This is a genomic window from Dermacoccus sp. NHGro5 (assembly GCF_017565385.1).
Classification (GTDB): Bacteria; Actinomycetota; Actinomycetes; order Actinomycetales; family Dermatophilaceae; genus Dermacoccus; species Dermacoccus nishinomiyaensis.
The window spans coordinates 114,958-140,479 of sequence record NZ_JAGEKQ010000004.1; the positions used below are offsets into that span (position 1 = coordinate 114,958).

Consider the following 25,522-nt stretch of genomic DNA (forward strand, 5'->3'; position numbering starts at 1 on the left):
GCCAGACCCGTGACCACGGATCAGTCCACCCCCGAGCGTTCCGACGCACTCGCCCTGCCGAAGGCTGACAAGGCCGGCTGGAGCGACATCGACGTCCGGGCCGTCGACACGGCCCGCCTGCTGGCCGCCGACGCTGTCCAGAAGGTCGGCAACGGCCACCCTGGCACCGCGATGAGCCTGGCACCCGTCGCCTACCTCATCTACCAGAACCTCATGACGTACGACCCCACCGACACCGAGTGGATCGGCCGCGACCGTTTCGTCCTGTCCTGCGGTCACTCCTCGCTCACGCAGTATGTCCAGCTCTACCTGTCCGGTTCGGGCCTCGAGCTCGACGACCTGAAGGCGCTTCGCACGTGGGGTTCGAAGACCCCCGGCCACCCCGAGGTGCACCACACCAAGGGCGTCGACATCACGACGGGCCCGCTCGGATCGGGCCTCGCCTCCGCCGTCGGCATGGCGATGGCGCAGCGCCGTCAGAAGGGCCTGTACGACCCGAAGACGCCGGCCGGCGAGTCGCCGTTCGACCACCACGTCTACGTCATCGCCTCCGACGGCGACATCATGGAGGGTGTGACGGCCGAGGCCAGCTCCCTGGCCGGTCACCAGCAGCTCGGCAACCTGACCCTCGTCTATGACGAGAACTACATCTCGATCGAGGACGACACGAACGTCTCCTTCTCCGAGGACGTCGCCAAGCGCTACGAGTCGTACGGCTGGGACGTGCGCGTCGTCGACTGGCGCGCCTCCGCGAAGGACGGCGGCAAGTACACCGAGGACGTCGACGCGCTGTTCGAGGCGATCGAAGAGGGCAAGAAGGTCACGGACAAGCCCTCCATCGTCATCCTGCGCACGATCATCGCCTACCCCGCGCCGACGAAGCAGAACACGGGCAAGGCCCACGGTTCCGCGCTCGGTGACGACGAGATCAAGGCGACGAAGGAGCTGCTCGGCTTCGACCCGGAGCAGACCTTCGAGGTCGACGACGCCGTCATCGCGCACACCCGCAAGGCGATCCAGCGCGGACAGGCCGCTCACGCCGAGTGGACGAAGAAGTTCGACGCGTGGAAGTCGGCCAACCCCGAGGCGGCGAAGCTGCTCGAGCGCGTCCAGGCCAAGAAGCTGCCGGCGAACTTCGACGAGGCCCTCCCGGTCTTCGAGGCCGACGCCAAGGGCATCGCCTCCCGCGCCGCGTCCGGCAAGGTGCTCAACGCACTCGCCGACGTCGTGCCCGAGCTGTGGGGCGGTAGCGCCGACCTCGCCGGCTCGAACAACACGACGATGGACAATCAGCCGTCGTTCATCCCCGAGGAGCGTTCGACGAGCACGTGGAAGGGCAACCCGTACGGCCGTACGCTGCACTTCGGCATCCGCGAGAACGCCATGGGCATGATCCTCAACGGCATCGAGCTCGAGGGCCTGACGCGCGCCTACGGCGGCACGTTCCTCGTGTTCTCCGACTACATGCGCCCCGCGGTGCGCCTCGCCGCCATCCAGCAGATCCCGTCGACGTTCGTGTGGACGCACGACTCGATCGGCGTCGGTGAGGACGGCCCGACGCACCAGCCGATCGAGCACCTGAGCGCGCTGCGCGCCATCCCGAACCTCAACGTCGTGCGCCCCGGTGACGCGAACGAGACGGCTCAGGCGTGGAAGAAGATCCTCGAGACGACGGATGCCCCGACCGGCCTCATCTTGAGCCGTCAGGAGCTGCCGACGCTCGACCGCTCCGAGTTCGCATCCGCCGAGGGCACCACCAAGGGCGGCTACGTTCTCGCCGACAGCGAGGGCGAGCCGAACATCATCCTCGTCGCCACGGGGTCGGAGCTGTCGCTCGCCGTCGAGGCGCGGAAGGAACTCGAGGCCAAGGGTGTTGCCACCCGTGTGGTCTCCATGCCGTGCCGCGAGTGGTTCGACGCACAGGACGACTCCTACAAGGAGAGCGTGCTGCCGAAGAACATCAAGGCGCGCGTCGCCGTGGAAGCAGGCCACCCGATGAGCTGGTACGACATCGTCGGCACGGACGGTCGTGTCGTCGGCATCGACCACTTCGGCGCCTCGGCCGACGCCAAGACGCTTTTCACCGAGTTCGGTTTCACGCCCGCGAAGGTCGTCGAGGCCGCCGAAGCATCCATCGCAGCTGTCGAAGGAAAGTGATTCATCCATGACTCAGAACGCCAACACCCAGGCCCTGTCCGACGCGGGCGTCTCCATCTGGCTCGACGACCTCAACCGTCCGATGGTCACCGGTGACGAGCTGTCGAAGCTCGTCGAGACGAACAACGTCGTCGGTGTCACCTCGAACCCGACGATCTTCGCGACGGCCCTGTCCGACGGCTCCGCCTACAACGAGCAGGTCGCCGAGCTGGCAGCAGCCGGCCAGGGCGTCGACGAGGCCGTCTTCGCGATCACGACGAAGGACGTCATGGCCGCGTGCGACATCCTGCGCCCCGTCTACGACGCGACGAACGGTGAGGACGGGCGCGTCTCCATCGAGGTCGACCCGCGCATGGCGCGCGACACCGAGGGCACCGTCACCATGGCGAAGCAGCTGTGGGAGACGATCGGGCGCGAGAACTGCATGATCAAGATCCCGGCGACGGTCGAGGGTCTGCCCGCGATCAGCGCCGTGCTCGCCGAGGGCATCAGCGTCAACGTCACGCTGATCTTCTCCCTCGACCGCTACCGCGGCGTCATGAACGCCTTCCTCACCGGCCTCGAACAGGCCCGTGAGAACGGCAAGGACCTGTCGAAGATCCGCTCCGTCGCCTCCTTCTTCGTCAGCCGCGTCGACACCGAGTTCGACGCGCGTCTCGACGCCGTCGGCACCGACGAGGCGAAGGCCCTCAAGTCGAAGGCCGGCATCGCCAACGCGCGCCTCGCCTACCAGGCGTTCGAGGAGGTCTTCTCGACGCCGCGCTGGCAGACCCTCGCCGACGACGGCGCGCACGTGCAGCGTCCCCTGTGGGCCTCGACGGGCGTCAAGGACCCGAGCCTGCCGGACACGCTGTACGTGACCGAGCTCGCCGCGCCGAACACGGTCAACACGATGCCGCCGAAGACGCTCGCCGCGCTCGCCGACCACGGCACGGTCGAGGGCGACCGCATCTCCGGCACCTACGACGAGGCGAAGGCGACGATGGACGCCCTCGAGCACGCCGGCGTCTCCTACGCCGACGTCGTCGACAAGCTCGAGACCGAGGGCCTCGACAAGTTCGAGAAGTCCTGGGAAGAGCTGCTCGGCTCCGTCCGTTCCGAACTCGAGAAGGCAGGCGAGAACAAGTGACCTCCTCCGGTGTCAGCCTCGGCACCGTGGGTGCCGGGGCGGCAGCGATCGACGCTGCCGTCCCGGCGCTCGTCGCCGAGAAGTTCGCGAGCCGACTCTTCGCGCAGGATCCCACGCTGTGGGGTTCCGACGCCGAGTCCGAAGCCGCGAAACGACTGTCCTGGGTGGGCCTCGCCCGCTCATCCCGTCCTCTCGTCGGTGAGATCGACGCGCTGCGCGAGAAGTTCACCTCCCAGGGCCTGACTCGCGTCGTCCTGTGCGGCATGGGCGGTTCGTCGCTCGCGCCGGAGGTCATCTGCGCGACCGCGGGTGTTCCGCTCGTCGTGCTCGACTCCTCCCAGCCCGACATGGTGCGCACCGCCCTCGCCGAGGACCTCGAGCACACCCTCGTCGTCGTCTCGTCGAAGTCGGGCTCGACGGTCGAGACCGACAGCCAGCGTCGCGTGTATGAGCAGGCGTTCGAGGACGCGGGCATCGACCCGACCGAGCGCATCGTCATCGTCACCGACCCGGGTTCGCCGCTCGACGAGAGCTCGCGTGCCGGCGGCTTCACCGTCGTCAACGCCGACCCGAACGTCGGCGGGCGCTACTCGGCTCTCACCGCCTTCGGTCTCGTCCCCTCCGGCCTCGCCGGCGCGGACGTCGAGGCCCTGCTCGACGAGGCCGAGTCCGTCACGGACCTGCTCGCCGAGGACGACGGGGCCAACCCGGGCCTACAGCTGGGCGCCGTGCTCGGGGGCACCTCTCCCCTGCGCGACAAGGTGATCCTCGCCGACGCCGGGACGCAGATCCCGGGCTTCGGTGACTGGATCGAGCAGCTCATCGCCGAGTCGACGGGCAAGGACGGCAAGGGCCTGCTGCCCGTCGTCGTCGGGCGTGACGAGCCCTCGAGCCTCGCCGCGGACGAGAACCTGGTCCTGCTCACGGCCGAGGACGACGAGCGCACCCCTGAGGGCGACTCCGTCACGACCGTCTCGGGTTCGCTGGGCGCGCAGATGCTGCTGTGGGAGGTCGCGACGGCCGTCGCCGGCCGCCTCATCGGCATCAACCCGTTCGACCAGCCGGACGTCGAGTCGGCGAAGGCCGCGGCGCGCGAACTGCTCGACGCGGGCATGGGCGCCGCTGATGCTCCTGCGTTCGTCGACGGCGCCGTTGAGGTTCGCACGGCGGGCCCCGACTTCCTCGCGGGCGCCGACACGCTCGATGCGGCGCTCCAGGCGCTCGTCGCACAGCTGACGCCGACGGGTTACCTCGCCGTCATGGCCTACCTCGACCGTCTCGCCGACACCGAGCTGGCCGCGACGCGCGCGCCGCTGCAGAGTGCGCTGGAACGACCCGTCACCTTCGGGTGGGGCCCGCGCTTCCTGCACTCGACCGGCCAGTACCACAAGGGCGGCCCGGCGAACGGTGTGTACCTGCAGATCACGACCGTCCCCGGCGAGGATCTCGCCGTGCCCGGGCGCGACTTCACCTTCGGGCAGTTCTGCGATGCGCAGGCCGGTGGTGACGCCTCCGTCCTCGCCGACCACGGCCGGCCCGTCCTGCGGCTGCACCTCGCCGACCACGACGCGGGCCTGAAGCAGGTCGTCGCGGCCCTGACGAAGATGTCCGGAGGCGAGGCTCGGTGACGCCGCCGACGGAGATCTCCAAGGGCCACAACCCCCTGCGTTCCAAGGAGGACAAGCGCCTGCCCCGCATCGCCGGGCCCTGCAGCGTCGTGCTCTTCGGCGTCACGGGTGACCTCGCCCGCAAGAAGCTCATGCCGGCCATCTACGACCTGTTCCACCGTGGTCTGCTGCCACCCGGTTTCTCCCTCGTCGGCTTCGCCCGACGTGACTGGGAGGACCAGGACTTCATGCAGATCGTCAAGGAGTCGGTCAAGGAGCGTGCGCGCACGGGCTACGACGAGGAGGTCTGGACCAACCTCGCCGACGGCATCCGTTTCGTCCAGGGCACCTTCGACGACGCCTCCGCCTTCGAGAACCTGGCGAAGACGCTCAAGGAACTCGAGGACAGCCGCGGCACCGAGGGCAACACGGCCTTCTACCTGTCGATCCCCCCGGGATCGTTCGCGCAGGTCTGCGAGCAGCTCGAGACGGCCGGCCTGACGAAGCCGAGCGAGACGAAGCCGGACGCGTGGCGCCGCGTCGTCATCGAGAAGCCCTTCGGGCACGACCTCGAGAGCGCGCGCGAGCTCAACGCGATCGTCGAGAGCGTCTTCCCGCCCGACTCGATCTTCCGGATCGATCACTACCTCGGCAAGGAGACGGTGCAGAACATCCTGGCGTTCCGTTTCGCCAACCAGATGTTCGAGCCGATCTGGAACAACAACCACGTCGACCACGTGCAGATCACCATGGCCGAGGACATCGGCATCGGTGGCCGCGCGGGCTACTACGACGGCATCGGGGCGGCGCGCGACGTCATCCAGAACCACTTGCTCCAGCTGCTCGCCATCACGGCGATGGAGCAGCCGCTGACCTTCGACGCGAAGGATCTGCGCACGGAGAAGGAGAAGGTGCTCGCCGCGGTGAAGCTGCCGCAGGATCTCGCGGCCTCGACGGCTCGCGGGCAGTACGCCGAGGGCTGGCAGGGCGCGGAGAAGGTGCCCGGCTTCTTGCAGGAGGAGGGCATCAAGCCCGACTCGCAGACCGAGACGTACGCCGCCGTCAAGCTCGGCATCAACACGCGGCGTTGGGCGGGTGTGCCGTTCTACCTGCGCACCGGCAAGCGACTCGGCAAGCGCGTCACCGAGATCGCCGTCGTATTCAAGAACGCGGTGACCCCGTTCGACGAGAACCAGACCGAGGAGCTCGGCCGCAACGCCATCGTCATCCGGGTGCAGCCCGACGAGGGCGTCACGATGCGGTTCGGTTCCAAGATTCCGGGCTCGAACGGCTTCGAGGTGCGCGACGTGACGATGGACTTCGGCTACGGCTCGGCGTTCACCGACTCGAGCCCGGAGGCGTACGAACGTCTCATCCTCGACGTGCTGCTCGGCGATCCGCCGTTGTTCCCGCGGCACGAAGAGGTCGAGTTGTCGTGGAAGATCCTCGACCCGATCGAGAACTTCTGGGCCTCGCTGGATGCGCAGCCCGATCAGTACGAGTCGGGCACGTGGGGGCCGCAGAGCTCTGACGACATGATGGCCCGCGACGGACGCCACTGGAGGATGCCGTGATCGTCAACCTGGACAAGACGTCGACGACGGAGATCTCCAAGAAGCTCGTCCAACTGCGCAACGAGGTCGGCTCGATGACGATCGGGCGTGTCATGACGCTCGTCGCCGTCTGCCGCGGTGAGGACGTCGAGGAGTCGCTGCACGTCGCGGCGGAGGCCACGCGTCTGCACCCGAGTCGCATCATCGCGCTCGTCGCCGACCCGGATGCCGCCGACGCGTGGCTCGACGCCGAGATCCGTCTCGGCGGCGACGCCGGTGCATCCGAGATCATCGTGCTGCGTCTGCACGGTGACCTCGCGCAGCACGGCGCGTCGGCCCTGACGCCACTACTGCTCGCCGACTCCCCCGTCGTCGCGTGGTGGCCGATGGAGGCCGACGAGAACATCGGTGAGACCCCGATCGGTCGGATGGCGCAGCGTCGCATCACCGACGCGTCGCTGTCGGCCGACCCGCGCAGCGAGATCCTGCGCCGCGCGATGCACTACACCGCCGGCGACACGGACATGGCGTGGGCCCGGACGACGCGCTGGCGCGGCCTGCTCGCGGGGGCACTCGACGTGCCGCCGTACGAGCCGGTCACGAAGGTCATCGTCACCGGAGCGAGCGACTCGGCCTCCACCGACCTGCTCGGCGGCTGGCTCGGCGTCGAACTCGGCTGCCCGGTCGAGCGTCGACTCGGTGAACCCGGTCTGGGCCTCATCAGCGTCGAGCTGGAGCGTGCTTCCGGCCCGATCCTGCTGACGCGTCACGGTGAGCAGGCGATCCTGAGCCAGCCCGGCCAGCCGGACCGTCAGATGGCGCTGCAGCGCCCGGACGCGGTCGCATCCCTCGCCGAGGAGCTGCGGCGCCTCGACAAGGACGAGGTCTACCGTGACGCCCTCGTGCGCGGCCTGCCGAAGCTCGCCGCCGAGGACGACGCGTGAGCGCTGCGAACGTCGAACGACGCGTGGCGGCGACGAAGGCTGATCTGGCCGACGCGATCGCCGAACGCCTGCGGGAGGTCATCGCCGACGCGGTGGCCTCCCGGGGCGTCGCCCACGTCGTCCTGACGGGCGGGTCGATGGGTGAGGCGAGTGCGCGAGCTCTCGCCTCCCTCGACGACATCGACTGGGCGCACGTGCACCTGTGGTGGGGCGACGAACGGTTCCTGCCCGCGGGGGACGCCGAGCGCAACGAGACGCAGGCTCGGGTGGTGCTCATCGACGTCGTCGGCGTGCCCGCGGCGAACGTGCACGCCATGGCGGCGTCGGACGGCCCGGACGGTGACGACCTCGACGCGGCCGTTGCGCGTTACCGCGACGAGCTGGCCACGGTGGCGCCACGGTTCGACGTCGTCATGCTCGGGATGGGTCCGGACACGCACGTGGCGTCCCTGTTTCCCGGGCACGCGACGACACGCGTCGACGACACGAGCGTCGTGGCGGAGAACGACTCCCCCAAGCCGCCGCCGCAGCGCATCAGCCTCACCTTCCCTGCGCTCAACGCGGCGCGCGAGGTGTGGCTCATGATCGCAGGGGCCGACAAGGCAGACGCGGTGCGCGCCGCGTCGACTTCGACGGATCGAACCGCTCACCCGGCCTCCGGCGTACACGGACGCGAACGCACGATCTGGTGGCTCGACGAGGCGGCAGCCGGGCCCGGCGCCTGAAGCACCCATCCAACGCGACGAAGCTCGTCACCTCCCGCTGGAGATGACGAGCTTCGTCGCGTCGGCGCTCATGGGCGCCGATGGAATCCGTCAGTTGAAGCGTTCGACGAGCCCCAAGCCGATGATGGCGAGGATCCAGATCGTCGCAGCGCCGACGGTGATGCGGTTGAGGTTGCGCTCAGCGCGCGAGGATCCGCCGAGGTTGGCGCCGGAGCCACCGCCGAACATGTCGGACAGACCGCCGCCGCTGCCCTTGTGCATGAGGATCAACAGCACGAGAAACAGGCTGCTCAGCACGAGCAGGCCCTGCAGCAGGATCTTGACAATGTCCACGAAGAAATCTCACCTCACGACGGGGCGGGCGTGAGCCCGCGCGAAATCAGCCCCCAGCGTACCGCGTGCCCGAGCCTCAGGCGTTCTGGTAGGTGCAGATGCCGATGAAGTCGTCAGCGACGAGCGACGCGCCGCCGACGAGGGCACCGTCCACGTCGTCCCCGGCCATGATCTCCGCGACGTTGCCCGGCTTCACCGAGCCGCCGTAGAGAACGCGGACCTTGTTCGCGAGTTCCTGGTCGAACGCGTCGGCGAGGGCGACGCGGACGGCGGCGCACACCTCCTGAGCGTCGGCGGGCGTCGCGACCTCGCCGGTGCCGATGGCCCACACGGGCTCGTAGGCGACGACGAGCGTCGACGCCTGCTCGGGCGTGAGACCGGCGACGGCGGCGCGCACCTGGGCGACGCAGTGCTCGACGTGCTCGCCCGCCTGACGGACCTCGAGCGGCTCACCGACGCACAGGATCGGCGTGAGGCCGTGACGGTACGCGGCCTCGACCTTCGCGCGGACGATCTCGTCCGTCTCACCGTGGTACTGACGGCGCTCGCTGTGACCGACGCACGCGTAGGTGCAGCCGAGCTTCGCGAGGAATGCGCCCGAGATCTCACCGGTGTACGCGCCCTCGTCATGCTGCGACAGATCCTGTGCGCCGTAGACGAGCTTGAGCTTGTCGCCGTCGACGAGCGTCTGCACCGAACGCAGATCGGTGAACGGCGGCAGGATGGCGACCTCGACGGCCCCGAAGTCGTGGCGCTTGTCCTCCAGGCCCCACGCGAGCTTCTGCACGAGGTGAGTGCCCGCGAGGTGGTCGAGGTTCATCTTCCAGTTGCCCGCCATGAGCGGCGTGCGCGTGTTCTTCGTCGAAGCCATGCCGGCTTCCCCTTTCACGTTGATCGGATACCGCGAACCCCGCCCCCGCCGAAGCGACGGAGGCGGGGCTCGCAGCTGTGGAGGTCAGATCAGCCGAGCACGGAGATCCCCGGCAGTTCCTTGCCCTCGAGGTATTCGAGGCTCGCCCCACCACCGGTGGAGATGTGCCCGAACTGATCGTCGGAGAAGCCGAGCTGACGCACGGCGGCGGCCGAGTCGCCACCACCGACGACGGTGAGGGCACCGTTCTCGGTGGCCTCGACGAGCGCCTGCGCGACAGCCTTCGTCCCGGCGGCGAACGGCTCCATCTCGAACGCGCCCATCGGGCCGTTCCAGAACACCGTCTTGCAGTCCGTCAGCTTGCTCGCGTACAGCTTCGCCGACTCCGGGCCGATGTCGAGACCCATCTGGTCGGCCGGGATCGCGTCGATCGAGACGACCTCGTGGCCCTTGTCGGCCGCGAACTCCGGCGCGACGACGACGTCGCTCGGCAGCACGATCTCGACGCCCAGCTCCTTGGCCTTCGCGATGTAGCCCTTGACCGTCTCGATCTGCTCGGTGTCGAGCAGGCTCTTGCCGACCTCGTGCCCCTCGGCCGCGAGGAAGGTGAACACCATCCCGCCGCCGATGAGCAGCCGATCCGCGGTCTGCATGAGGTTCTCGATGACGGCCAGCTTGTCGGCGACCTTCGCGCCACCGAGGACCACGGCGTACGGACGCTTCGGGTTCTCGGTGAGCTGCTTCAGCACCTCGACCTCGGTCTTGACGAGCCCACCCATCGCCGACGGCAGCAGCTGCGCCACGTCGTAGACGGACGCCTGCTTGCGGTGCACCACACCGAAGCCGTCGGAGACGAACACGTCCGCCAGTGACGCGAGCTGCTCGGCGAACTTCTTGCGCTCGGCCTCGTCCTTGCTCGTCTCGCCAACGTTGAAGCGCAGGTTCTCGAGCAGGGCGACGTCGCCGTCACCGAGGGATTCGACCGTGGAACGCGCCGAGTCGCCGACCGTGTCGGTGGCGAACGCCACGTCCTGACCGAGCAGTTCCGACAGGCGCCCGACGACGGGCTGCAGCGAGTACTTCGCCTCCGGCTCGCCCTTGGGGCGGCCCAGGTGCGCGACGACGACGACGCGAGCGCCGGCCTTCGTCAGCTCCTGGATCGTCGGGACCGATGCGCGGATGCGGCCGTCGTCGGTGATCGTCGAACCGTCGAGCGGGACGTTGAGGTCGCTGCGCAGCAACACTGTCTTGCCGCGCAGATCACCCAGATCGCTGATGGACTTCACGCCTGACCCCGATCAGAGGGAGGAGCCGACGAGCGTGGTCAGGTCGACGAGGCGGTTGGAGTAACCCCACTCGTTGTCGTACCAGCCGACGACCTTGACCTGGTTGCCGATGACCTTCGTCAGACCGGAGTCGAAGATGCAGGAGGCCGGGTCAGTGACGATGTCCGTCGAGACCAGCGGGTCCTCGGTGTACTGCAGGTAACCCTTGAGCGGGCCCTCGCTCGCGGCCTTCTTGACGATCTCGTTGACCTCTTCGACGGTCGTCTCGCGCGGAGCCTCGAACGTCAGGTCGGTCGCCGAGCCTGTGGGGGTCGGCACACGCAGCGCGTAACCGTCGAGCTTGCCCTTGAGCTCCGGCAGCACCAGCGCGACGGCCTTGGCGGCACCCGTCGAGGTCGGAACGATGTTGATCGCGGCGGCGCGGGCGCGACGCGGGTCGCTGTGCGGCGCGTCGTGCAGACGCTGGTCACCCGTGTAGGCGTGGATCGTCGTCATGAGGCCACGCTCGATGCCGAGGCCGTCGTTGAGAGCCTTGGCCATCGGGGCGAGGCAGTTCGTCGTGCACGAGGCGTTCGAGATGATCGTGTGCTTCGACGCGTCGTACTGGTCGTCGTTGACGCCCATGACGATCGTGATGTCCTCGTTCTTCGCCGGGGCGGAGATGATGACCTTCTTCGCGCCACCGGTGAGGTGCGCCTTGGCCTTCTCGGCGTCCGTGAAGAAACCGGTGGACTCGATGACGACGTCGGCGCCGACCGAGGCCCAGTCGAGCTTCGCCGGATCCTTCTCGGCGAACGCGGCGATCTTCTTGCCGTCGACCGTGAGGGAGTCCTCGTCGTAGGAGACCTCGCCGTCGAAACGGCCGAGGATCGAGTCGTACTTGAGGAGGTTGGCGAGCGTCTTGTTGTCGGTGAGGTCGTTCACCGCCACGATCTCGACGTCTGCGCCCGAGGCCTTCACGGCCCGAAAGAAGTTGCGGCCGATGCGGCCAAAGCCATTGATACCAACGCGGACGGTCACTTGAGGACCCTGCCCTTCCCTAGGAATCGAGTGCTCACGCGCCCAGAAAGGCGCGAGGTCTTTCAACACCTCCACCCTATGACACGCAGGCGGGCCGCGGGGCACCGCGGGGCAGGTTACCGGTCAGTCAGGCCGCTGACCGGGGCGCGGCAGGGTCAGTCGTCCTCGAGCATGTCGGGCGTGAGGTTCGCGTCGGTGCCGGGGATGCCCTGATCGGCGGCGCGCTTGTCGGCCATCGCGAGCAGCCGGCGGATGCGTCCGGCGACGGCGTCCTTCGTCATCGGTGGGTCGGCCAGGGCGCCGAGCTCCTCGAGGCTCGCCTCCTTGTGCTCGATGCGCAACTCACCGGCCTGACGAAGATGATCGGGCACGTCCTCGCCGAGGATCTCCATCGCCCGCGCGACGCGGCTGCCCGCGGCGACGGCAGCGCGCGCCGAACGGCGCAGGTTGGCGTCGTCGAAGTTCGCGAGACGGTTCGCGGTGGCCCTCACCTCACGGCGCATGCGGCGTTCCTCCCACACGAGGCGCGCGTCCTCGGCGCCCATGTGGGTGAGCATCGCGCCGATCGCCTCGCCGTCACGGATGACGACGCGGTCGACGCCGCGCACCTCACGCGCCTTTGCGGGCACACCCAGCCGGCGCGCCGCGCCGACGAGGGCGAGGGCGACTTCGGAACCGGGACAGGTGATCTCCAGCGACGACGAACGGCCCGGCTCGGTGAGCGAACCGTGGGCGATGAACGCGCCGCGCCACGCGGCGGCGGCGTCGTCGAGGGTGCCGTTGACGATCTTCGGCGGCAGCCCGCGCACCGGGCGGCCCTTCGCATCGACGAGGCCGGTCTGCACGGCGAGCTCGGGCTTGGCGACGCGCACGAGATACGTCGTCTGACGACGGATGCCGCCGGCACTCATGACGGCGAGCTCGCTCGTGTGACCGTAGAGCTGCGTGATGTTCGTACGCAGACGACGCGCGGCGACGCCGGTGTCGAGCTCCGCCTCGACGACGACCCGCCCGGCGACGAGGTGCAGCCCGCCGGCGAAGCGCAGCATGGCCGCGACCTCGGACTTGCGGGTCTGCTGCGGCGTCACCACCACCCGGGCCAGCTCGTCCTTGACCGCTGCCGTCATCGCCATGTCGTCGTGCACCTTCCTCGTCGATCGCCCTGCGGGACGAAGGATCTATTGTGCCGAACGCGTGGCACCCGGCCCAAACGGGTGGTCACGCGCGACGCCGCGCCTGGGCGCGGGCGGCCGATTCCATGACGTCGCGGTACGCCGTCGCGAGGCGCAGGGTGTCGTGGACGCCGGCGCTCTCCTGGTCGGCGACCGGCTTGTAGACGACGCTCGCGCCCAACGCGGCCGCCGACGACTCGAGCGCCTCGCGGGCACGGGCGTCATCACCGACGACGCCCGGGTCGGCGAGGATCGCGTCGAGGTGAAGGGCCGGAGCATGGGCCGCGAGCACCTCGAGGTGATCGCTGGCCGAGAAACCGGAGGTCTCGCCCGTGTCCATCTGGACGTTGAGCGTCAGCATCCGCTTCGCCTTCGTCTGCACGAGCGCGTCGAGCAGGTCGGGCACGAGCAGGTGCGGCATGACGGAGGTGAACCACGAGCCCGGCCCGAGGATGACCCAGTCGGCGTCGAGCACCGCGTCGATCGCCTCGCGGCACGGCTGCGGCGGGTCGGGGAACAGGCGCAGGTTGAGCACGGTGCCCGGCGTCTGCGCGACCGCGACCTGGCCGGAGACCTCGCGCACCCCGTCCGGATCTGCGGGGTCGGCGCCGCGGACTTTGGCGTCGATGCGCAACGGCTGCAACGACATGGGCAGGACGCGCCCGCGCGCGCTGAGCAGGCGCCCGACCATGTCGAGACCCTGGATCGGGTCTCCCAGCGAATCCCACAGCCCCGCGATGAGCAGGTTGCCGAGGGCGTGCCCGCCGAGCGGGCCCTCGCCCGGGAAGCGATGCTGCAGCGCATCACGCCAGGCGATGCCCCACTGCGAGTTGTCGCACAAAGCGGCCAGCGCCATGCGCAGGTCGCCGGGCGGGAGGATGTCGTACTCCTCGCGCAGGCGCCCCGAAGAGCCCCCGTCGTCGGCGACGGTGACGATGGCGGTGATCTTGTCCGTCACGAGACGCAGGGCCTCCAGCGAGGCGAACAGGCCATGCCCCCCACCGAGGGCCGCGACCGCGGGGCGCTTCACTCCCGCCCCAGATCACGGTGGACGACGAGGGTCCCGAGCTGATCGGAGGCGAGGCGCTTCGCCAGTTCCTCGGCCATCGCGACACTGCGGTGCTTGCCGCCGGTGCAGCCGACGGCGAGCGTGACGTAGCTGCGCCCCTCGCGCAGGTAGCCCTGCGTCATCGGTTCGAGCAGCGCGAGGACGCCGTCGAGGAACTCACGGGCGCCCAGCTGACCGAGGACGAAATCACGCACGACCTCGTCCTTTCCGCTGAACGGGCGCAGCTCCGGGTTCCAGAACGGGTTCGGCAAGAAACGCATGTCGAAGACGAGGTCGGCGTCGAGCGGGATGCCGTACTTGAACCCGAAGCTCATGACGGCGACGCGCAACGCCGGCCCGCCCGTGTCGCCGACGAGCTCGTGCACCTTCGCCGACAGTTGGTGGACGTTGAGACCGCTCGTGTCGATGAGGATGTCGGCGTTCGAGCGCAGGTCGCGCAAGATCTCACGTTCGCGGATGATGCCGTCGAGCATGCGCCCCTCGCCCTGCAACGGGTGCGGTCGGCGCACCGACTCGAACCGGCGCACGAGCGCCTCGTCGGTCGCGTCCATGAACACGACCGACGGGCGCCAGCCGTCGTCACGCAGACGTTCGAGGCCCGCGCGGAAGTCGGTGAAGAACGCGCGGCTGCGGACGTCGACGACGGCGGCGAGGCGCGGGACGTCCTCCGCGCTCGCGTCGACGAGCCCGGCGAGGTCGGGCAGCAGCTGAGGCGGCAGGTTGTCGACGACGTACCAGCCCTGATCCTCGAGCACGTTCGCGGCCGTCGAGCGGCCGGCGCCGCTCATGCCGGTGACGATCATCAACTCCGCGCGCGGTGGGTGTGACATGGCTGCCTCTCGCTCGTTCATTCGACGACCTCTCCGGTCATCACGTTAACCGCTGGCTCGCCCTGCTCCTGCCGGAGCGAACGCACGATGGTCTCGGCGAGCGTCGGACCGATGCCCTTGACCTCGCACAGCGCGTCGGCGTCCGCCGCGCGGATGCGCTTGAGCGAGCCGAAGTGCGCGAGCAGCGCCTTCTGCTTGGCAGGGCCGAGCCCGGCGATGCCGTCGAGCGCGGACGTCGTCATCGACTTCGAGCGCCGCTCGCGATGGAAGGTGATCGCGAAGCGATGCGCCTCGTCGCGCACGCGCTGCAGCAGGTACAAGGCCTCGCTCGTGCGCGGCAGGATGACGGGGTAGTCGTCGTCGACGAGCCACACCTCCTCGAGACGCTTCGCGAGCCCGACGACGGGGATGTCGTCGAACCCGACGTCGGCGAGGGCCCGCGCGGCGGCGTCGACCTGCGGGCGTCCGCCGTCGACGACGAGCAACTGCGGACGGTAGGCGAAGCGCTTGATGCGGCCGTTCTCGTCACGCAGGGAGGGGCCTGCGGTCGCCGCGTCCGCCGGGATCTCGCCGGTCGTCGCGGGCGCGAGGTCGGCGCTCTCCTTCGCGAGCCGGGCGAAACGCCGCGTCAGCACCTCGTGCATCGCGGCGACGTCGTCGTTGCGCAGCGTGCCATCCTCGCCCTCGATGCCGTTGACGATGAAGCGGCGGTACTCCGACTTGCGGGGCAGACCGTCCTCGAACACGACCATCGAACCGACGACGTTCGTGCCCTGCACGTGCGAGATGTCGAAGCACTCGATGCGCAGCGGCGCCTCGGGCAGCCCGAGGTTCTCCTGCAACTCCTCGAGGGCCTGCGAGCGGGCCGTCAGGTCGGACGCGCGGCTCACCTTGTGGCGCGCGAGCGCGTGCTCGGCGTTCTTCGCGACCGTCGCGGCGAGCTCGCGCTTGTCGCCGCGCTGCGGCACGCGGACGTCGACGTTGCTGCCGCGGCGTTCGCGCAGCCACGAGCTGACCGTCTCGACATCGGGCGGCAGCGACGGCACGAGCACCTCGCGCGGGACGTCGTCGCGCCCCTGAAGGTCGCCGTAGACCTCGAGCAGCATGGCCTCGACGAGGTCGGCGGTGTTGACGCCGGCGTCGCTGCCCTTGTCGGTGACCCAGCCGCGCTGACCCCGGATGCGGCCGCCGCGCACGTGGAAGACCTGGACGGCTGCCTCGAGGTCGTCCTCGGCGACGCCGAAGACGTCGGCATCCGTCGCGTCGTCGAACACGACGGCCGACTTCTGCAGCACTTTCTCCAGGGCACCGAGGTCGTCGCGCAAGCGCGCCGCTTGTTCGAAGTCGAGGTCGGCGGCGGCAGCCTTCATGCGTCGCTCGATCTCCCGGGTGAAGCGCGCGGAATCGCCGGCCATGAAATCGCAGAAATCCTGGGCGATCTCACGGTGCTCGGCCTTGGTGACCTTGCCGACGCAGGGCGCGCTGCACTTGTCGATGTACCCGAGCAGACACGGGCGACCCGACGCCTCGGCGCGTCGGTAGACCCCGTTGCTGCACGTGCGCATCGGGAACACGCGCATGAGTTGATCGAGCGTGTCGCGGATCGCCCACGCGTGCGTGAACGGGCCGAAGTAGCGAGTGCCGGGACGCTTGCGCCCGCGCATCACCTGCGCGCGCGGCACCGCGTCGGACATCGTCACCGCGAGGTAGGGGTAGGACTTGTCGTCGCGGTACTTGACGTTGAAGCGCGGGTCGAACTCCTTGATCCAGGCGTACTCGAGCTGCAACGCCTCGACCTCGGTGCGCACGATCGTCCACTCCACCGAGGCGGCCGTCGTCACCATCGTCCGCGTGCGCGGGTGCAGCAGCCGCAGATCCTGGAAGTAGTTGCTCAGGCGCGAGCGCAGGTTCTTCGCCTTGCCGACATAGATGACGCGCCCGTCGCGGTCGCGGAAGCGGTAGACGCCGGGTTCGGTCGGGATGTCGCCCGTCTTGGGGCGGTAGGTGCGGGGGTCTGCCATCAGCCGGTCACGTGCAGCTGGCTGCCCTTGACCTCGACCTTCTTCTCGGCGAGCGGCTTGTCCGCGGGGCCGGCGAGCACGGCGCCCGTCATCGGGTCGAAGCGGCTGCCGTGGCAGGGGCAGACGATCGCCTTGTCGGTGACCTCGCCGACCTGGCAGCCCTGGTGCGGGCACACGGACGTGAACGCCTTGAAGGTGCCCTTCGTCGGCTGAGTGACGACGATGGAGTTGCCGCGGTCGACGAAGCCGCTGCCGACGCTCACCTTGCTCGCGTCGATCGTGGCGTCGACGGACTTCGTCGAGGCCTCGTCGTCGCCCCCGCCGCACGCGGCGAGCATGCCGGTGCCGGCCACGGCGATCGTCGCGGTCATCGCGCTGCGGCGGGTGAACTGTGCCTGGAGGTCGCTCATCATGCCTTCTTCCGGGTCGTCTTCTTCGCCGCACTCGGCGCGGCGCTCGTGTTCTTTGCGGTCGTCTTGCCGGCCGCGGTCTGCTTGCTCGCCGTCTTCTTCGCGGCGGTCTTCTTCATCGCCGCGCGCGGGTCGATGACGGGCTTCTGCGCCACGATCGTCGGCGTCACGCCCGCGGCTTCGAGCAGCGGACGCAGGAAGCGACCCGTGTGGCTCGCCTCGACCTGCGCGATCTGCTCTGGCGTGCCCTCGGCGACGACCTCACCGCCGCGGAAACCACCCTCGGGGCCCATGTCGATGACCCAGTCGGCGCTCTTGATGACGTCGAGGTTGTGCTCGATGACGACGACCGTGTTGCCCTTGTCGACGAGGCCCTGGATGACCTCGAGCAGCTTGCGGATGTCCTCGAAGTGCAGACCGGTCGTCGGCTCGTCGAGGACGTAGATCGTGCGGCCGGACGAGCGCTTCTGCAGCTCCGCGGCTAGCTTGACGCGCTGCGCCTCACCACCCGACAGCGTCGGCGCCGGCTGGCCGAGACGGACGTAGCCGAGACCGACGTCGACGAGCGTGCGCATGTGACGCGCGATCGCGGGCACCGCTTCGAAGAACTCAGCGGCCTCCTCGATCGGCATGTCGAGCACCTCGGCGATCGACTTGCCCTTGAAGTGCACCTCGAGCGTCTCGCGGTTGTAGCGCGCCCCGTGGCACACCTCGCACGGCACGTACACGTCGGGCAGGAAGTTCATCTCGATCTTCAGCGTGCCGTCACCCGAACATGCCTCGCAGCGTCCGCCCTTGACGTTGAAGGAGAAGCGCCCCGGCTGGTAGCCGCGGATCTTCGCCTCCTGTGTCTCTGCGAAGAGCTTGCGGATGGCGTCGAACACGCCCGTGTAGGTGGCCGGGTTGCTCCGCGGCGTGCGCCCGATGGGGCTCTGGTCGACGTGGACGACCTTGTCGAGCAGTTCGGTGCCGGTGACGCGCTTGTGGCGCCCGGCGACCTGGCGGGCGCCGTTGAGGTCGTTCGCGAGCGTCGTGTAGAGGATGTCGTTGACGAGCGTCGATTTGCCCGACCCCGACACGCCGGAGACGACGACGAGGTTGCCCAGCGGGAACGCGACGTCGATGTCCTTGAGCGTGTGCTCACGCGCTCCCTCGACGACGAGGCGGCGACCGTCCTGACCGCGACGCGTCTGCGGCACCGGGATGGACAATCGGCCGCTGAGGTAACCGCCGGTGACGGACTTCTTCTCCGCGAGCAAGCCCTTGACCGGGCCGGAGTAGACGACCTCTCCCCCGTGCTCGCCGGCACCGGGCCCGATGTCGACGATCCAGTCGGCCGTCGCGATCGTGTCCTCGTCGTGCTCGACGACGATGAGCGTGTTGCCGAGGTCGCGCAGGCGCGTCAGCGTCTCGATGAGGCGGTGGTTGTCACGTTGGTGAAGACCGATCGACGGCTCGTCGAGGACGTAGAGCACGCCGACGAGACCTGAGCCGATCTGCGTCGCGAGGCGGATGCGCTGCGCCTCGCCACCCGACAGCGTGCCGGCGGGCCGGTCGAGCGAGAGGTAGTCGAGGCCAACGTCGAGCAGGAAGCCGAGACGCGCCGCGATCTCCTTGATGACGCGCTCGGCGATCTGCCGCTCGCGCGAGGTGAAGTCGACGTCGTCGAGGAAGTGCGCGGACTCCGAGATCGGCAGCGCGCACACCTCGGCGATCGACTTGCCGCCGATCGTCACCGACAGCGACTCGGGCTTGAGGCGTGCGCCGTTGCACGTCGGGCATGGCACCTCGCGCATGTAGCCCTCGTAGCGCTCACGGCTCCACTCCGACTCCGTCTCCGTGTGGCGACGCTTGACGAACGGGATGACGCCCTCGAAGCCCGTCGAATAGGAGCGCTCACGCCCGAAACGGTTGCGGTAGGTGACGTGAACCTTGTGGTTCTTGCCCTCGAGCAGCATCGTCTTCGCCTTGGCCGGCAGGTCGCGCCACGGGGTGTCGAGGTCGAACCCGCTCTCCTTGCCGAGCGCGCCCATGACGCGGACGAAATAGTCGGCGGCACCGCTGCCCTGCGCCCACGGCAGGATCGCGCCCTCGCGCAGCGTCTTGTCCTCGTCGGGGATGATGAGGTCGGGGTCGACACGCAGCTCGGTGCCGAGACCGGTGCAGGCCGGGCAGGCACCGAACGGGCTGTTGAACGAGAACGAACGCGGCTCGATCGCGTCCATCGACAGCGCGTGGTCGTTCGGGCAGGCGAGCTTCTCCGAGTAACGGCGCTCGAGCGGCAGCTCGTCGTGCGCGTCCTCGGCGCCCTCGCGCACGACGCGTTCGATGACGACGAGGCCGTCCGCGAGGCCGAGGGCCGTCTCGACCGAGTCGGTGAGGCGCTGGCGGCCGCTGAGGTCGTCCGGCCCCTTCGCGACGAGACGGTCGACGACGACGTCGATCGTGTGCTTCTTCTGCTTCTCCAGCGTCGGCGGTTCGCTCAGCGTCACCGTCTCACCGTCGACACGGGCACGGGAGAAGCCCTTCGTCTGCAGTTCGGCGAACAGGTCGACGTACTCGCCCTTGCGGGCGCGCACGACGGGTGCAAGCACCTGGAAGCGGGTGCCAGACGGTAGCTCCTGGATCGAGTCGACGATCTGCTGCGGCGTCTGGCTGCCGACCGGCGCGCCGCAGACGGGGCAGTGCGGGCGACCGGCGCGGGCGAAGAGCAGACGGAAGTAGTCGTAGACCTCCGTGATCGTGCCCACCGTCGAGCGCGGATTGCGGTTCGTGCTCTTCTGATCGATGGAGACGGCGGGGCTGAGGCCTTCGATGAAGTCGACGTCCGGCTTGTCCATCTGACCGAGGAACTGACGCGCGTACGCCGACAGGGATTCGACGTAGCGGCGCTGGCCCTCGGCGAAGATCGTGTCGAACGCGAGGGACGACTTGCCCGAGCCGGACAGCCCGGTGAACACGACGAGCGCGTCACGCGGGATCTCGATCGAGACGTTCTTGAGGTTGTGCTCCCGTGCGCCGCGCACGAGAAGGTGATCGTGGCCGCGACGTGGGGCCACGGCGTTGCTGCTGCTTGGAATCTTCGGCACGTCCCCCATGCTAGGTGCGCGCACCGACAACCCCCGAACGGCGCGGGGAAACCCACCCCTGTGGGCACCCGGGACACGCCCACGACGACGGATCAGGCCATGGCGCCGGTCCGATTAGTCTGGGGCGCATGTCTGTGGATTTCACCCCTTCCGAGGTCAACACCACCCCGATCGAGGACTACGCCATCATCGGTGACACCGAGACGGCGGCGCTCGTCAGCCTCCGGGGGTCCATCGACTGGTTGTGCCTGCCCCGCTTCGACTCGTCGAGCTGCTTCACGGCGCTGCTCGGCACGCCGGATCACGGACGCTGGCTGCTCGGGCCCGCCGAGGAGGCCACGACGACGCGGGCGTACCGCGAGGACAGTTTCATCCTCGAGACGATCCACGAGACGGCGACCGGCAAGGTGAAGGTCACCGATCTCATGCCCGTCAGCGACGGCCGCGCAGACGTCCTGCGTCGCGTCGAGGGCCTCGAGGGTACCGTGACGTTGGAGCAGGAGTGGGTCGTCCGCCTCAACTACGGCAAGGTGAAGCCGTGGGTGAGCCACCACCCGGGGCACGTGCAGGACGAGGAGGTGCTCGTCGCGATCGCCGGCCCCGACATGCTCATCTTCCGCGGCGACCGGCTGCCCGTCGGCAACGAGGGGCGTCACCGTGACCTGTTCGACGTCTCCGCCGGTGAGGCGCTCGACTTCAGCATGACGTGGGTGCCGAGCTACAAGCCGATCCCGATCCCGCTCGACACCGACAAGCGCATCGCGTCGACGCTGGGGCGCTGGAACGACTGGATCGGCCACTGCACCTACGACGGGCCGCACGCCGACGTCGTGCGTCGCAGCCTGCTCGTGCTCAACCTGCTGACGGACAGCCGCCGCGGCGGCATCGTCGCGGCGCCGACGACGTCGCTGCCGGAGGACTTCGGTGGTGAACGCAACTGGGATTACCGCTACTGCTGGCTGCGCGACGCCTCGCTAGGTCTCGAGTCGCTGCTGCGCGCCGGCTACGTCGACGCGACGATCAAGTGGCGCGAGTGGCTCGTGCGTGCCCTCGCCGGTGATCCCGAGGACATGCAGATCATGTACACGATCGACGGTGGGCGCGAGCTGCCCGAGCGTGAACTCGACCATCTGCCCGGGTACGCGGATTCGCGGCCGGTGCGTGTCGGCAACGGCGCCGTCGACCAGAAGCAGACGGACGTCCTCGGCGAGGTCATGATCGCCTTTGAGCACGCGCGCGCCAAGGGTGGGTACGAGAACGAGCAGACCTGGGCGATCCAGGCCGCGCTAGTCAACCAGCTCGCCGAGCACTGGGACGAGCCGGACAACGGTTTATGGGAGATCCGCGGGCCGCTGCAGCACTTCACGCACTCGCGCGTCATGGTGTGGGCTGCGTTCAACGCGGCGATCTCCGCCGTCGAGAAGCACGGCCACCCGGGCGACGTCGAGCGGTGGCGCGAGGTGCGCGAGCTCGTGCGTGAGGAGATCCTCACGAAGGGTTTCAACGTGCAGAAGAACACGTTCACGCAGCACTACAACACGACCGAGGTCGACGCGTCGCTGCTGCTCATCCCGGCCGTCGGGTTCCTGCCCGCCGACGATCCTCGCGTCATCGGCACGGTGCGGGCCATCGAGAACGACCTCATGCGCGGCGGTTTCCTCCTGCGCTACCGCACCGAATCGGGCGTCGACGGCCTCGCCGGAGACGAGCACCCGTTCCTCGCCTGCTCGTTCTGGCTCGTCTCCGCGTACGCGAAGATCGGTGAGCTCGACAAGGCCGAGGAGCTGTTCGACCGGTTGTGCGACCTGCCGAACGACGTCGGACTGCTCGCCGAGGAGTACGACCCCGAGGAGATGACCCAGGTCGGCAACTACCCGCAGGCCTTCAGTCACCTCACTCTCATCGGCGCCGGCTACGACCTGCATGAGGCGCAGGTCGCTGCGCGCGGGGCGAACGTCTGACGCGGTGGTAGCGGGGTTTCCTGCCCCGGCGGCCCAGAGCGACGACACTGATGACGCGGCATCGGCTGCACGCTCGCGCTGTCACGGGCCCGGGCCGCCCCTGCGCGCGGCGTGCCCGGGCCACCCGGCGCCGGTACCTGTGGCACCGGTGGCTGGGTGGGTGAGATGGTAGAGGCATGAGTGCTTACCTCTCCGATGTGAAACCGGGCGACGCGCCGTCACGACTCGACCTGCCGGGGCTGACGATGTGGAAGCTGTCAGTTTCCGACATGCACAACAACGTGTATCTGCTGCGTGATGCGACGCCCGAGACGGGTGGTGCGGCGGTGCTCATCGACGCTGCGGCAGATGCCGGAGCCATCACGGCGATGCTCGACGAGGCGTGCGTCGATCGTCTCGATGCCGTCGTGACGACCCACAAGCACTGGGATCATCACCGCGCCCTGCCCGAGCTCGCCGAGCGTGCTGACGCGACGCTCGCCGGTCTCGAGGACGGACCGCACCTCCCGGTCGCGCCCGCGCGGACGCTGAGTGACGGTGACACGATTCAGTTCGGCGCGCAGACGCTCGTCGCGCACCACGTGCCAGGCCACACCCCCGGCAGCGTCGTGTTGTCGTGGACGCCACCCGCCGGCAGCGACGCTCTGCCTCAGCTGTGGACGGGCGACACGCTGTTTCCTGGCGGCGTCGGCGCGACGACGCATTCCGATGAGCAGTCGTTCGACGAGCTGTTCACCATGGTTCGCGATCGCATCTTCGGGCGTTTCGACGATGCCGACGTTCACCCGGGCCACGGCGACGACACGCGTCTGTCTGTCGAACGCCCGCACCTCGACGAGTGGCGCGAACGCGGTTGGTGAGCTGAGCGCCCGACATCATCGTCGCCCTTGACTGCATGGTCCCCTGACTGCACGATGCGGTCGTTGCGTGACCACCGCACCTGGATGCGTGGCGTGGGCAGGCCTGGCGACCTGGGCGCCCGACATCATCGCCGCCCTTGCCTGCACGACGCGGTCTTTGCGTGAATGACCGCACCTGGATGCGTGGCGCGGGCAGGCCTGGCGACTTGAGCGCCGACGACGACGCGGGTCTGCGGCGCGCCGCGGTGACCAACCGGATGGTCATGCCTCGACCAGGTGCGCGAACACCTCTGGTGCCTTGAGCGCCGGCGATGTCTCGTATCGCAGCCGCGGCTGAGTGACGCGCAGGCAGGGGCCGGCGTCGTCGGTGCGTCTCGTCGACTGGCGTGTCATGACGAACGAGCGGCGGGGCTGCGAACCCTCGCAGCTCGCGGCCCCGCCGGTCGCACGTGCAGGGGGATCGTCAGCCGGCGAGGGGCTTCTGACGCGGTTCGTCGCCGAGTTCGCCACGCGCTTCGGCGCGCTTCTCGAACCAGATCGTCGCGAACGGGATCACGGCGCAGAGCAGGCCGATGCCGATCGTCTTGTTCGGCCAGCTCTTCTCCTGCCACAGCTTGAGCGCGCACAGGACGTACCCGATGAACATGACGCCGTGGATGGGCCCGGCGATCTGCACTCCGACCTCAGTGGTCTTGAGCACCCACTTGAAGAACATGCCGATGAGAAGCAGACCCCAGGAAACAGCTTCGGCGAACGCGAAGATCTTGAAGATTCGAGACATGCGGCGATTCTACTGAGACGGCCTGAGTGCCGGCCGATGGAGCGTGCCTGCCAACAGCTCAGCTCGCGGGAGCGAGCGTGGTCGCGACCGTCTCCCCGCTCGGGAGAGTCGTCCAGCGGCGGCCGGTCGGTGACTCCCACGTGCAAACTCCGTCTGGCGTCATGGTCACGGCATAGCCGCCGAAGGTCTTGGCGCGGTGATGGTGGCGGCACAGGGCCTGCAGGTTGCCGACGCACGTCGGCCCACCGTCGGCGTGCGGGACGACGTGGTCGAGGTCGCAGTTCGTCGAGACCCGGGTGCAGTGCGGGAAGCGGCAGTGCACGTCACGCTCACGGACAAGCCGCGCCACTCGCGCGCCGGGACGATACGTCGTCGAGCAACTCGCGAGCGTCGTCCACGCACCGTCAACGAGGTCGATCGTGAACGTGGTGTCGACGAGCGCCGCGACGAGGCGAACGGCTGCCGCGTCGACGTGGCCCAGGCCGGGGATGTGGGCCGCGCCCAATGTGTCCGGGGGTCGCGTGATGACGCCGATCGGCCCGGCCTCAGCGTGCTGACGGGGCCGACTAAGACCGTCCTCATCAAGACCGCCCTCGTCGAGACCGCAGTCGGGGACGGAGGCGAGCGACGCAGGGGGCTCCAGCGTTCCGAACCGCCGGTCGGAAGGCGCTGGTGGGCTCGCGTGGACGGGCACCTTGAGGTGCATGACGGTGTTGACCGTTGAGTTCGCGAAGACAAGGTCGAGCAGTGCGCCGACGCGAACGGCGCCGAGGGGTTCGGTGCCACTCCCTGCCACACTGACGTGGCTCGCGGCGCGCCACCGCGCGAGTTCGTCACGTGGATCTGGCGCATGGTCGTTGAGCGTCTGAGCGTGCGCTTCGATCGCGGCGCGGAGACGGGCAGCGTCCTCGGTGGCCATGATCAGACGCACCTCGGTGAGGGTGTCGAAATCGAGGTGGGGCGTGAACCATAGCCCGTGCTCACGACGGGGGTCGACGGTGTCGGCCTCGGTCTGCGCCAGCCGCCTGTCGTGCAGCAGTTTGCGCGCCCGGGAGCGGGCACCGTCGACGCTGAGGTGGTGTGCTCCCCCGCTCACGAGATCCGTGAGCACCTCTGCAGCCAACTCGTCGTCGAGGTGCGCCATCTCACGCGCCAGCGTGGCGGCCACCATGGTGCGGCAGGCTCCCCGCAGCGTCAGTTCGTGCAGAGCGGGCGCGCGGTCGCGGAGCATGCGTCCGTCGACAGCGAGGCGCGACGCGGTGGCGCTCGAACACCCGAGGGCGTTCCCGAGATCATCCCCCGCGAATTCGCCTGCGGTCGGAGGGCGTTCGCAGAGCCCATAGTTCTCCTCGTCGAGGTGAGCACGCTGGGCGACCGTGTCTTCGTGTTCGACGGCGACGGCGTGAAGCACCGCGTCGGCGGCCCTCGTCACCTCCTGCGCAGCAACGGCGATGTCTTCCAGTTGTGCTTGGAGCGTGAACGTGCGCGTGTGGCGCTCATCGAAGGTTCGCGGCAACGCGTCGCCCGAGCAGGGCGCCAATGTCTCCGGGTCGGCCAGCGCCTGCTCTGCGATCGCGCGCGTCAGCAGAACCCATGCGCCCACCAGCTCGGTGGACGGCATGGCGGCGACCGTCTCGGCCGTCACTGCCAGCGTTTGATCCATGCCACTAGTTTAGTACACATGTTCGAATCTTGGTAGGGTCA

Annotated in this window: 20 protein-coding genes; 8 read left to right on the forward strand and 12 right to left on the reverse strand. The window is 68.9% G+C overall.

Annotated features, from left to right (window positions below; genetic code table 11):
• The first annotated feature begins 9 nt into the window (after positions 1–9).
• The 6 genes from tkt to pgl are packed head-to-tail and all read left to right on the forward strand — an operon-like array spanning position 10 to position 8,115.
• On the forward strand, positions 10–2,157 hold the full coding sequence (gene tkt, locus J4Z35_RS01590; RefSeq protein WP_208065316.1) for a transketolase: 2,148 nt from the start codon (positions 10–12) through the stop codon (positions 2,155–2,157).
• Positions 2,158–2,164: 7 nt separating this feature from the next.
• A complete protein-coding gene (tal, locus tag J4Z35_RS01595) occupies positions 2,165–3,286 on the forward strand; it encodes a transaldolase (protein WP_074039352.1) in 1,122 nt (373 codons plus the stop codon).
• Positions 3,283–4,914 (forward strand): glucose-6-phosphate isomerase, encoded by a 1,632-nt coding sequence (locus J4Z35_RS01600; protein WP_131941065.1) that lies wholly within the window; start codon positions 3,283–3,285, stop codon positions 4,912–4,914. The genes tal and J4Z35_RS01600 overlap by 4 nt, the downstream gene beginning before the upstream one ends.
• The gene (gene zwf, locus J4Z35_RS01605; protein ID WP_200829289.1) at positions 4,911–6,467 is read left to right on the forward strand and encodes a glucose-6-phosphate dehydrogenase; all 1,557 of its coding nucleotides are present in this window, start codon (positions 4,911–4,913) and stop codon (positions 6,465–6,467) included. Before J4Z35_RS01600 ends, zwf begins: the two co-directional genes overlap by 4 nt.
• Entirely contained in the window at positions 6,464–7,390 is a 927-nt protein-coding gene (locus tag J4Z35_RS01610) for a glucose-6-phosphate dehydrogenase assembly protein OpcA (protein WP_006945474.1), read from the forward strand. The genes zwf and J4Z35_RS01610 overlap by 4 nt, the downstream gene beginning before the upstream one ends.
• The gene (gene pgl / locus J4Z35_RS01615; protein WP_006945379.1) at positions 7,387–8,115 is read left to right on the forward strand and encodes a 6-phosphogluconolactonase; all 729 of its coding nucleotides are present in this window, start codon (positions 7,387–7,389) and stop codon (positions 8,113–8,115) included. The genes J4Z35_RS01610 and pgl overlap by 4 nt, the downstream gene beginning before the upstream one ends.
• Before the next feature lie 90 nt (positions 8,116–8,205).
• On the opposite strand, the gene secG is transcribed toward pgl, so the two are convergent.
• The 10 genes from secG to uvrA all read right to left on the reverse strand — a co-directional run bounded on the left by secG (position 8,206) and on the right by uvrA (position 20,216).
• Positions 8,206–8,448: a preprotein translocase subunit SecG gene (secG, locus tag J4Z35_RS01620; RefSeq protein ID WP_006945467.1), complete on the reverse strand. Its 243-nt coding sequence runs from the start codon at positions 8,446–8,448 to the stop codon at positions 8,206–8,208.
• A 76-nt stretch (positions 8,449–8,524) separates the two neighbouring features.
• On the reverse strand, positions 8,525–9,319 hold the full coding sequence (gene tpiA, locus J4Z35_RS01625) for a triose-phosphate isomerase (protein WP_006945363.1): 795 nt from the start codon (positions 9,317–9,319) through the stop codon (positions 8,525–8,527).
• An 89-nt stretch (positions 9,320–9,408) separates the two neighbouring features.
• Positions 9,409–10,605 (reverse strand): phosphoglycerate kinase, encoded by a 1,197-nt coding sequence (locus J4Z35_RS01630; protein WP_006945461.1) that lies wholly within the window; start codon positions 10,603–10,605, stop codon positions 9,409–9,411.
• A 12-nt stretch (positions 10,606–10,617) separates the two neighbouring features.
• Positions 10,618–11,625: a type I glyceraldehyde-3-phosphate dehydrogenase gene (gene gap, locus J4Z35_RS01635; protein ID WP_040014658.1), complete on the reverse strand. Its 1,008-nt coding sequence runs from the start codon at positions 11,623–11,625 to the stop codon at positions 10,618–10,620.
• A 155-nt stretch (positions 11,626–11,780) separates the two neighbouring features.
• Positions 11,781–12,758 carry a DNA-binding protein WhiA gene (gene whiA, locus J4Z35_RS01640; RefSeq protein WP_038570925.1) on the reverse strand — a complete coding sequence of 326 codons (978 nt, stop codon included), beginning with the start codon at positions 12,756–12,758 and terminating at the stop codon, positions 11,781–11,783.
• Positions 12,759–12,843: 85 nt separating this feature from the next.
• Positions 12,844–13,827, reverse strand: a complete 984-nt coding sequence (gene yvcK, locus J4Z35_RS01645) for a uridine diphosphate-N-acetylglucosamine-binding protein YvcK (RefSeq protein ID WP_006945440.1) — start codon at positions 13,825–13,827, stop codon at positions 12,844–12,846.
• Complete coding sequence (gene rapZ, locus J4Z35_RS01650; protein WP_040014671.1) at positions 13,824–14,696, reverse strand: RNase adapter RapZ; 873 nt, start codon at positions 14,694–14,696, stop codon at positions 13,824–13,826. The genes yvcK and rapZ overlap by 4 nt, the downstream gene beginning before the upstream one ends.
• Positions 14,697–14,713: 17 nt before the next feature.
• The gene (uvrC, locus tag J4Z35_RS01655; RefSeq protein WP_006945374.1) at positions 14,714–16,717 is read right to left on the reverse strand and encodes an excinuclease ABC subunit UvrC; all 2,004 of its coding nucleotides are present in this window, start codon (positions 16,715–16,717) and stop codon (positions 14,714–14,716) included.
• On the reverse strand, positions 16,717–17,127 hold the full coding sequence (locus J4Z35_RS01660) for a Rieske (2Fe-2S) protein (protein WP_040014672.1): 411 nt from the start codon (positions 17,125–17,127) through the stop codon (positions 16,717–16,719). The genes uvrC and J4Z35_RS01660 overlap by 1 nt, the downstream gene beginning before the upstream one ends.
• On the reverse strand, positions 17,127–20,216 hold the full coding sequence (uvrA, locus tag J4Z35_RS01665; RefSeq protein ID WP_235006158.1) for an excinuclease ABC subunit UvrA: 3,090 nt from the start codon (positions 20,214–20,216) through the stop codon (positions 17,127–17,129). The genes J4Z35_RS01660 and uvrA overlap by 1 nt, the downstream gene beginning before the upstream one ends.
• Before the next feature lie 128 nt (positions 20,217–20,344).
• On the opposite strand from uvrA, the gene J4Z35_RS01670 reads away from it, so the two are divergent.
• Together J4Z35_RS01670 and J4Z35_RS01675 are read left to right on the forward strand one after the other, a co-directional pair.
• Positions 20,345–22,177: a glycoside hydrolase family 15 protein gene (locus J4Z35_RS01670; RefSeq protein WP_074039359.1), complete on the forward strand. Its 1,833-nt coding sequence runs from the start codon at positions 20,345–20,347 to the stop codon at positions 22,175–22,177.
• A gap of 176 nt (positions 22,178–22,353) precedes the next feature.
• Positions 22,354–23,037, forward strand: coding sequence for an MBL fold metallo-hydrolase (locus J4Z35_RS01675; RefSeq protein WP_074039360.1), 684 nt, complete (start codon positions 22,354–22,356; stop codon positions 23,035–23,037).
• A gap of 463 nt (positions 23,038–23,500) precedes the next feature.
• Here J4Z35_RS01675 and J4Z35_RS01680 read toward each other — a convergent pair whose 3' ends face one another.
• On the reverse strand, positions 23,501–23,818 hold the full coding sequence (locus J4Z35_RS01680; protein ID WP_006945470.1) for a DUF3817 domain-containing protein: 318 nt from the start codon (positions 23,816–23,818) through the stop codon (positions 23,501–23,503).
• A 58-nt stretch (positions 23,819–23,876) separates the two neighbouring features.
• Positions 23,877–25,481 carry an HNH endonuclease signature motif containing protein gene (locus J4Z35_RS01685; RefSeq protein ID WP_208065317.1) on the reverse strand — a complete coding sequence of 535 codons (1,605 nt, stop codon included), beginning with the start codon at positions 25,479–25,481 and terminating at the stop codon, positions 23,877–23,879.
• Positions 25,482–25,522 lie beyond the last annotated feature (41 nt).

Bases quoted from the DNA above. Each gene is read 5' to 3' on its own strand.
- tal (WP_074039352.1), top strand. From the start codon at position 2,165: ATGACTCAGAACGCCAACACCCAGGCCCTGTCCGACGCGGGCGTCTCC.
- tpiA (WP_006945363.1), bottom strand. From the start codon at position 9,319: ATGGCTTCGACGAAGAACACGCGCACGCCGCTCATGGCGGGCAACTGG.
- whiA (WP_038570925.1), bottom strand. From the start codon at position 12,758: ATGGCGATGACGGCAGCGGTCAAGGACGAGCTGGCCCGGGTGGTGGTG.
- rapZ (WP_040014671.1), bottom strand. From the start codon at position 14,696: ATGTCACACCCACCGCGCGCGGAGTTGATGATCGTCACCGGCATGAGC.
- uvrC (WP_006945374.1), bottom strand. From the start codon at position 16,717: ATGGCAGACCCCCGCACCTACCGCCCCAAGACGGGCGACATCCCGACC.
- J4Z35_RS01660 (WP_040014672.1), bottom strand. From the start codon at position 17,127: ATGAGCGACCTCCAGGCACAGTTCACCCGCCGCAGCGCGATGACCGCG.
- J4Z35_RS01670 (WP_074039359.1), top strand. From the start codon at position 20,345: ATGTCTGTGGATTTCACCCCTTCCGAGGTCAACACCACCCCGATCGAG.
- J4Z35_RS01675 (WP_074039360.1), top strand. From the start codon at position 22,354: ATGAGTGCTTACCTCTCCGATGTGAAACCGGGCGACGCGCCGTCACGA.
- J4Z35_RS01680 (WP_006945470.1), bottom strand. From the start codon at position 23,818: ATGTCTCGAATCTTCAAGATCTTCGCGTTCGCCGAAGCTGTTTCCTGG.
- J4Z35_RS01685 (WP_208065317.1), bottom strand. From the start codon at position 25,481: ATGGATCAAACGCTGGCAGTGACGGCCGAGACGGTCGCCGCCATGCCG.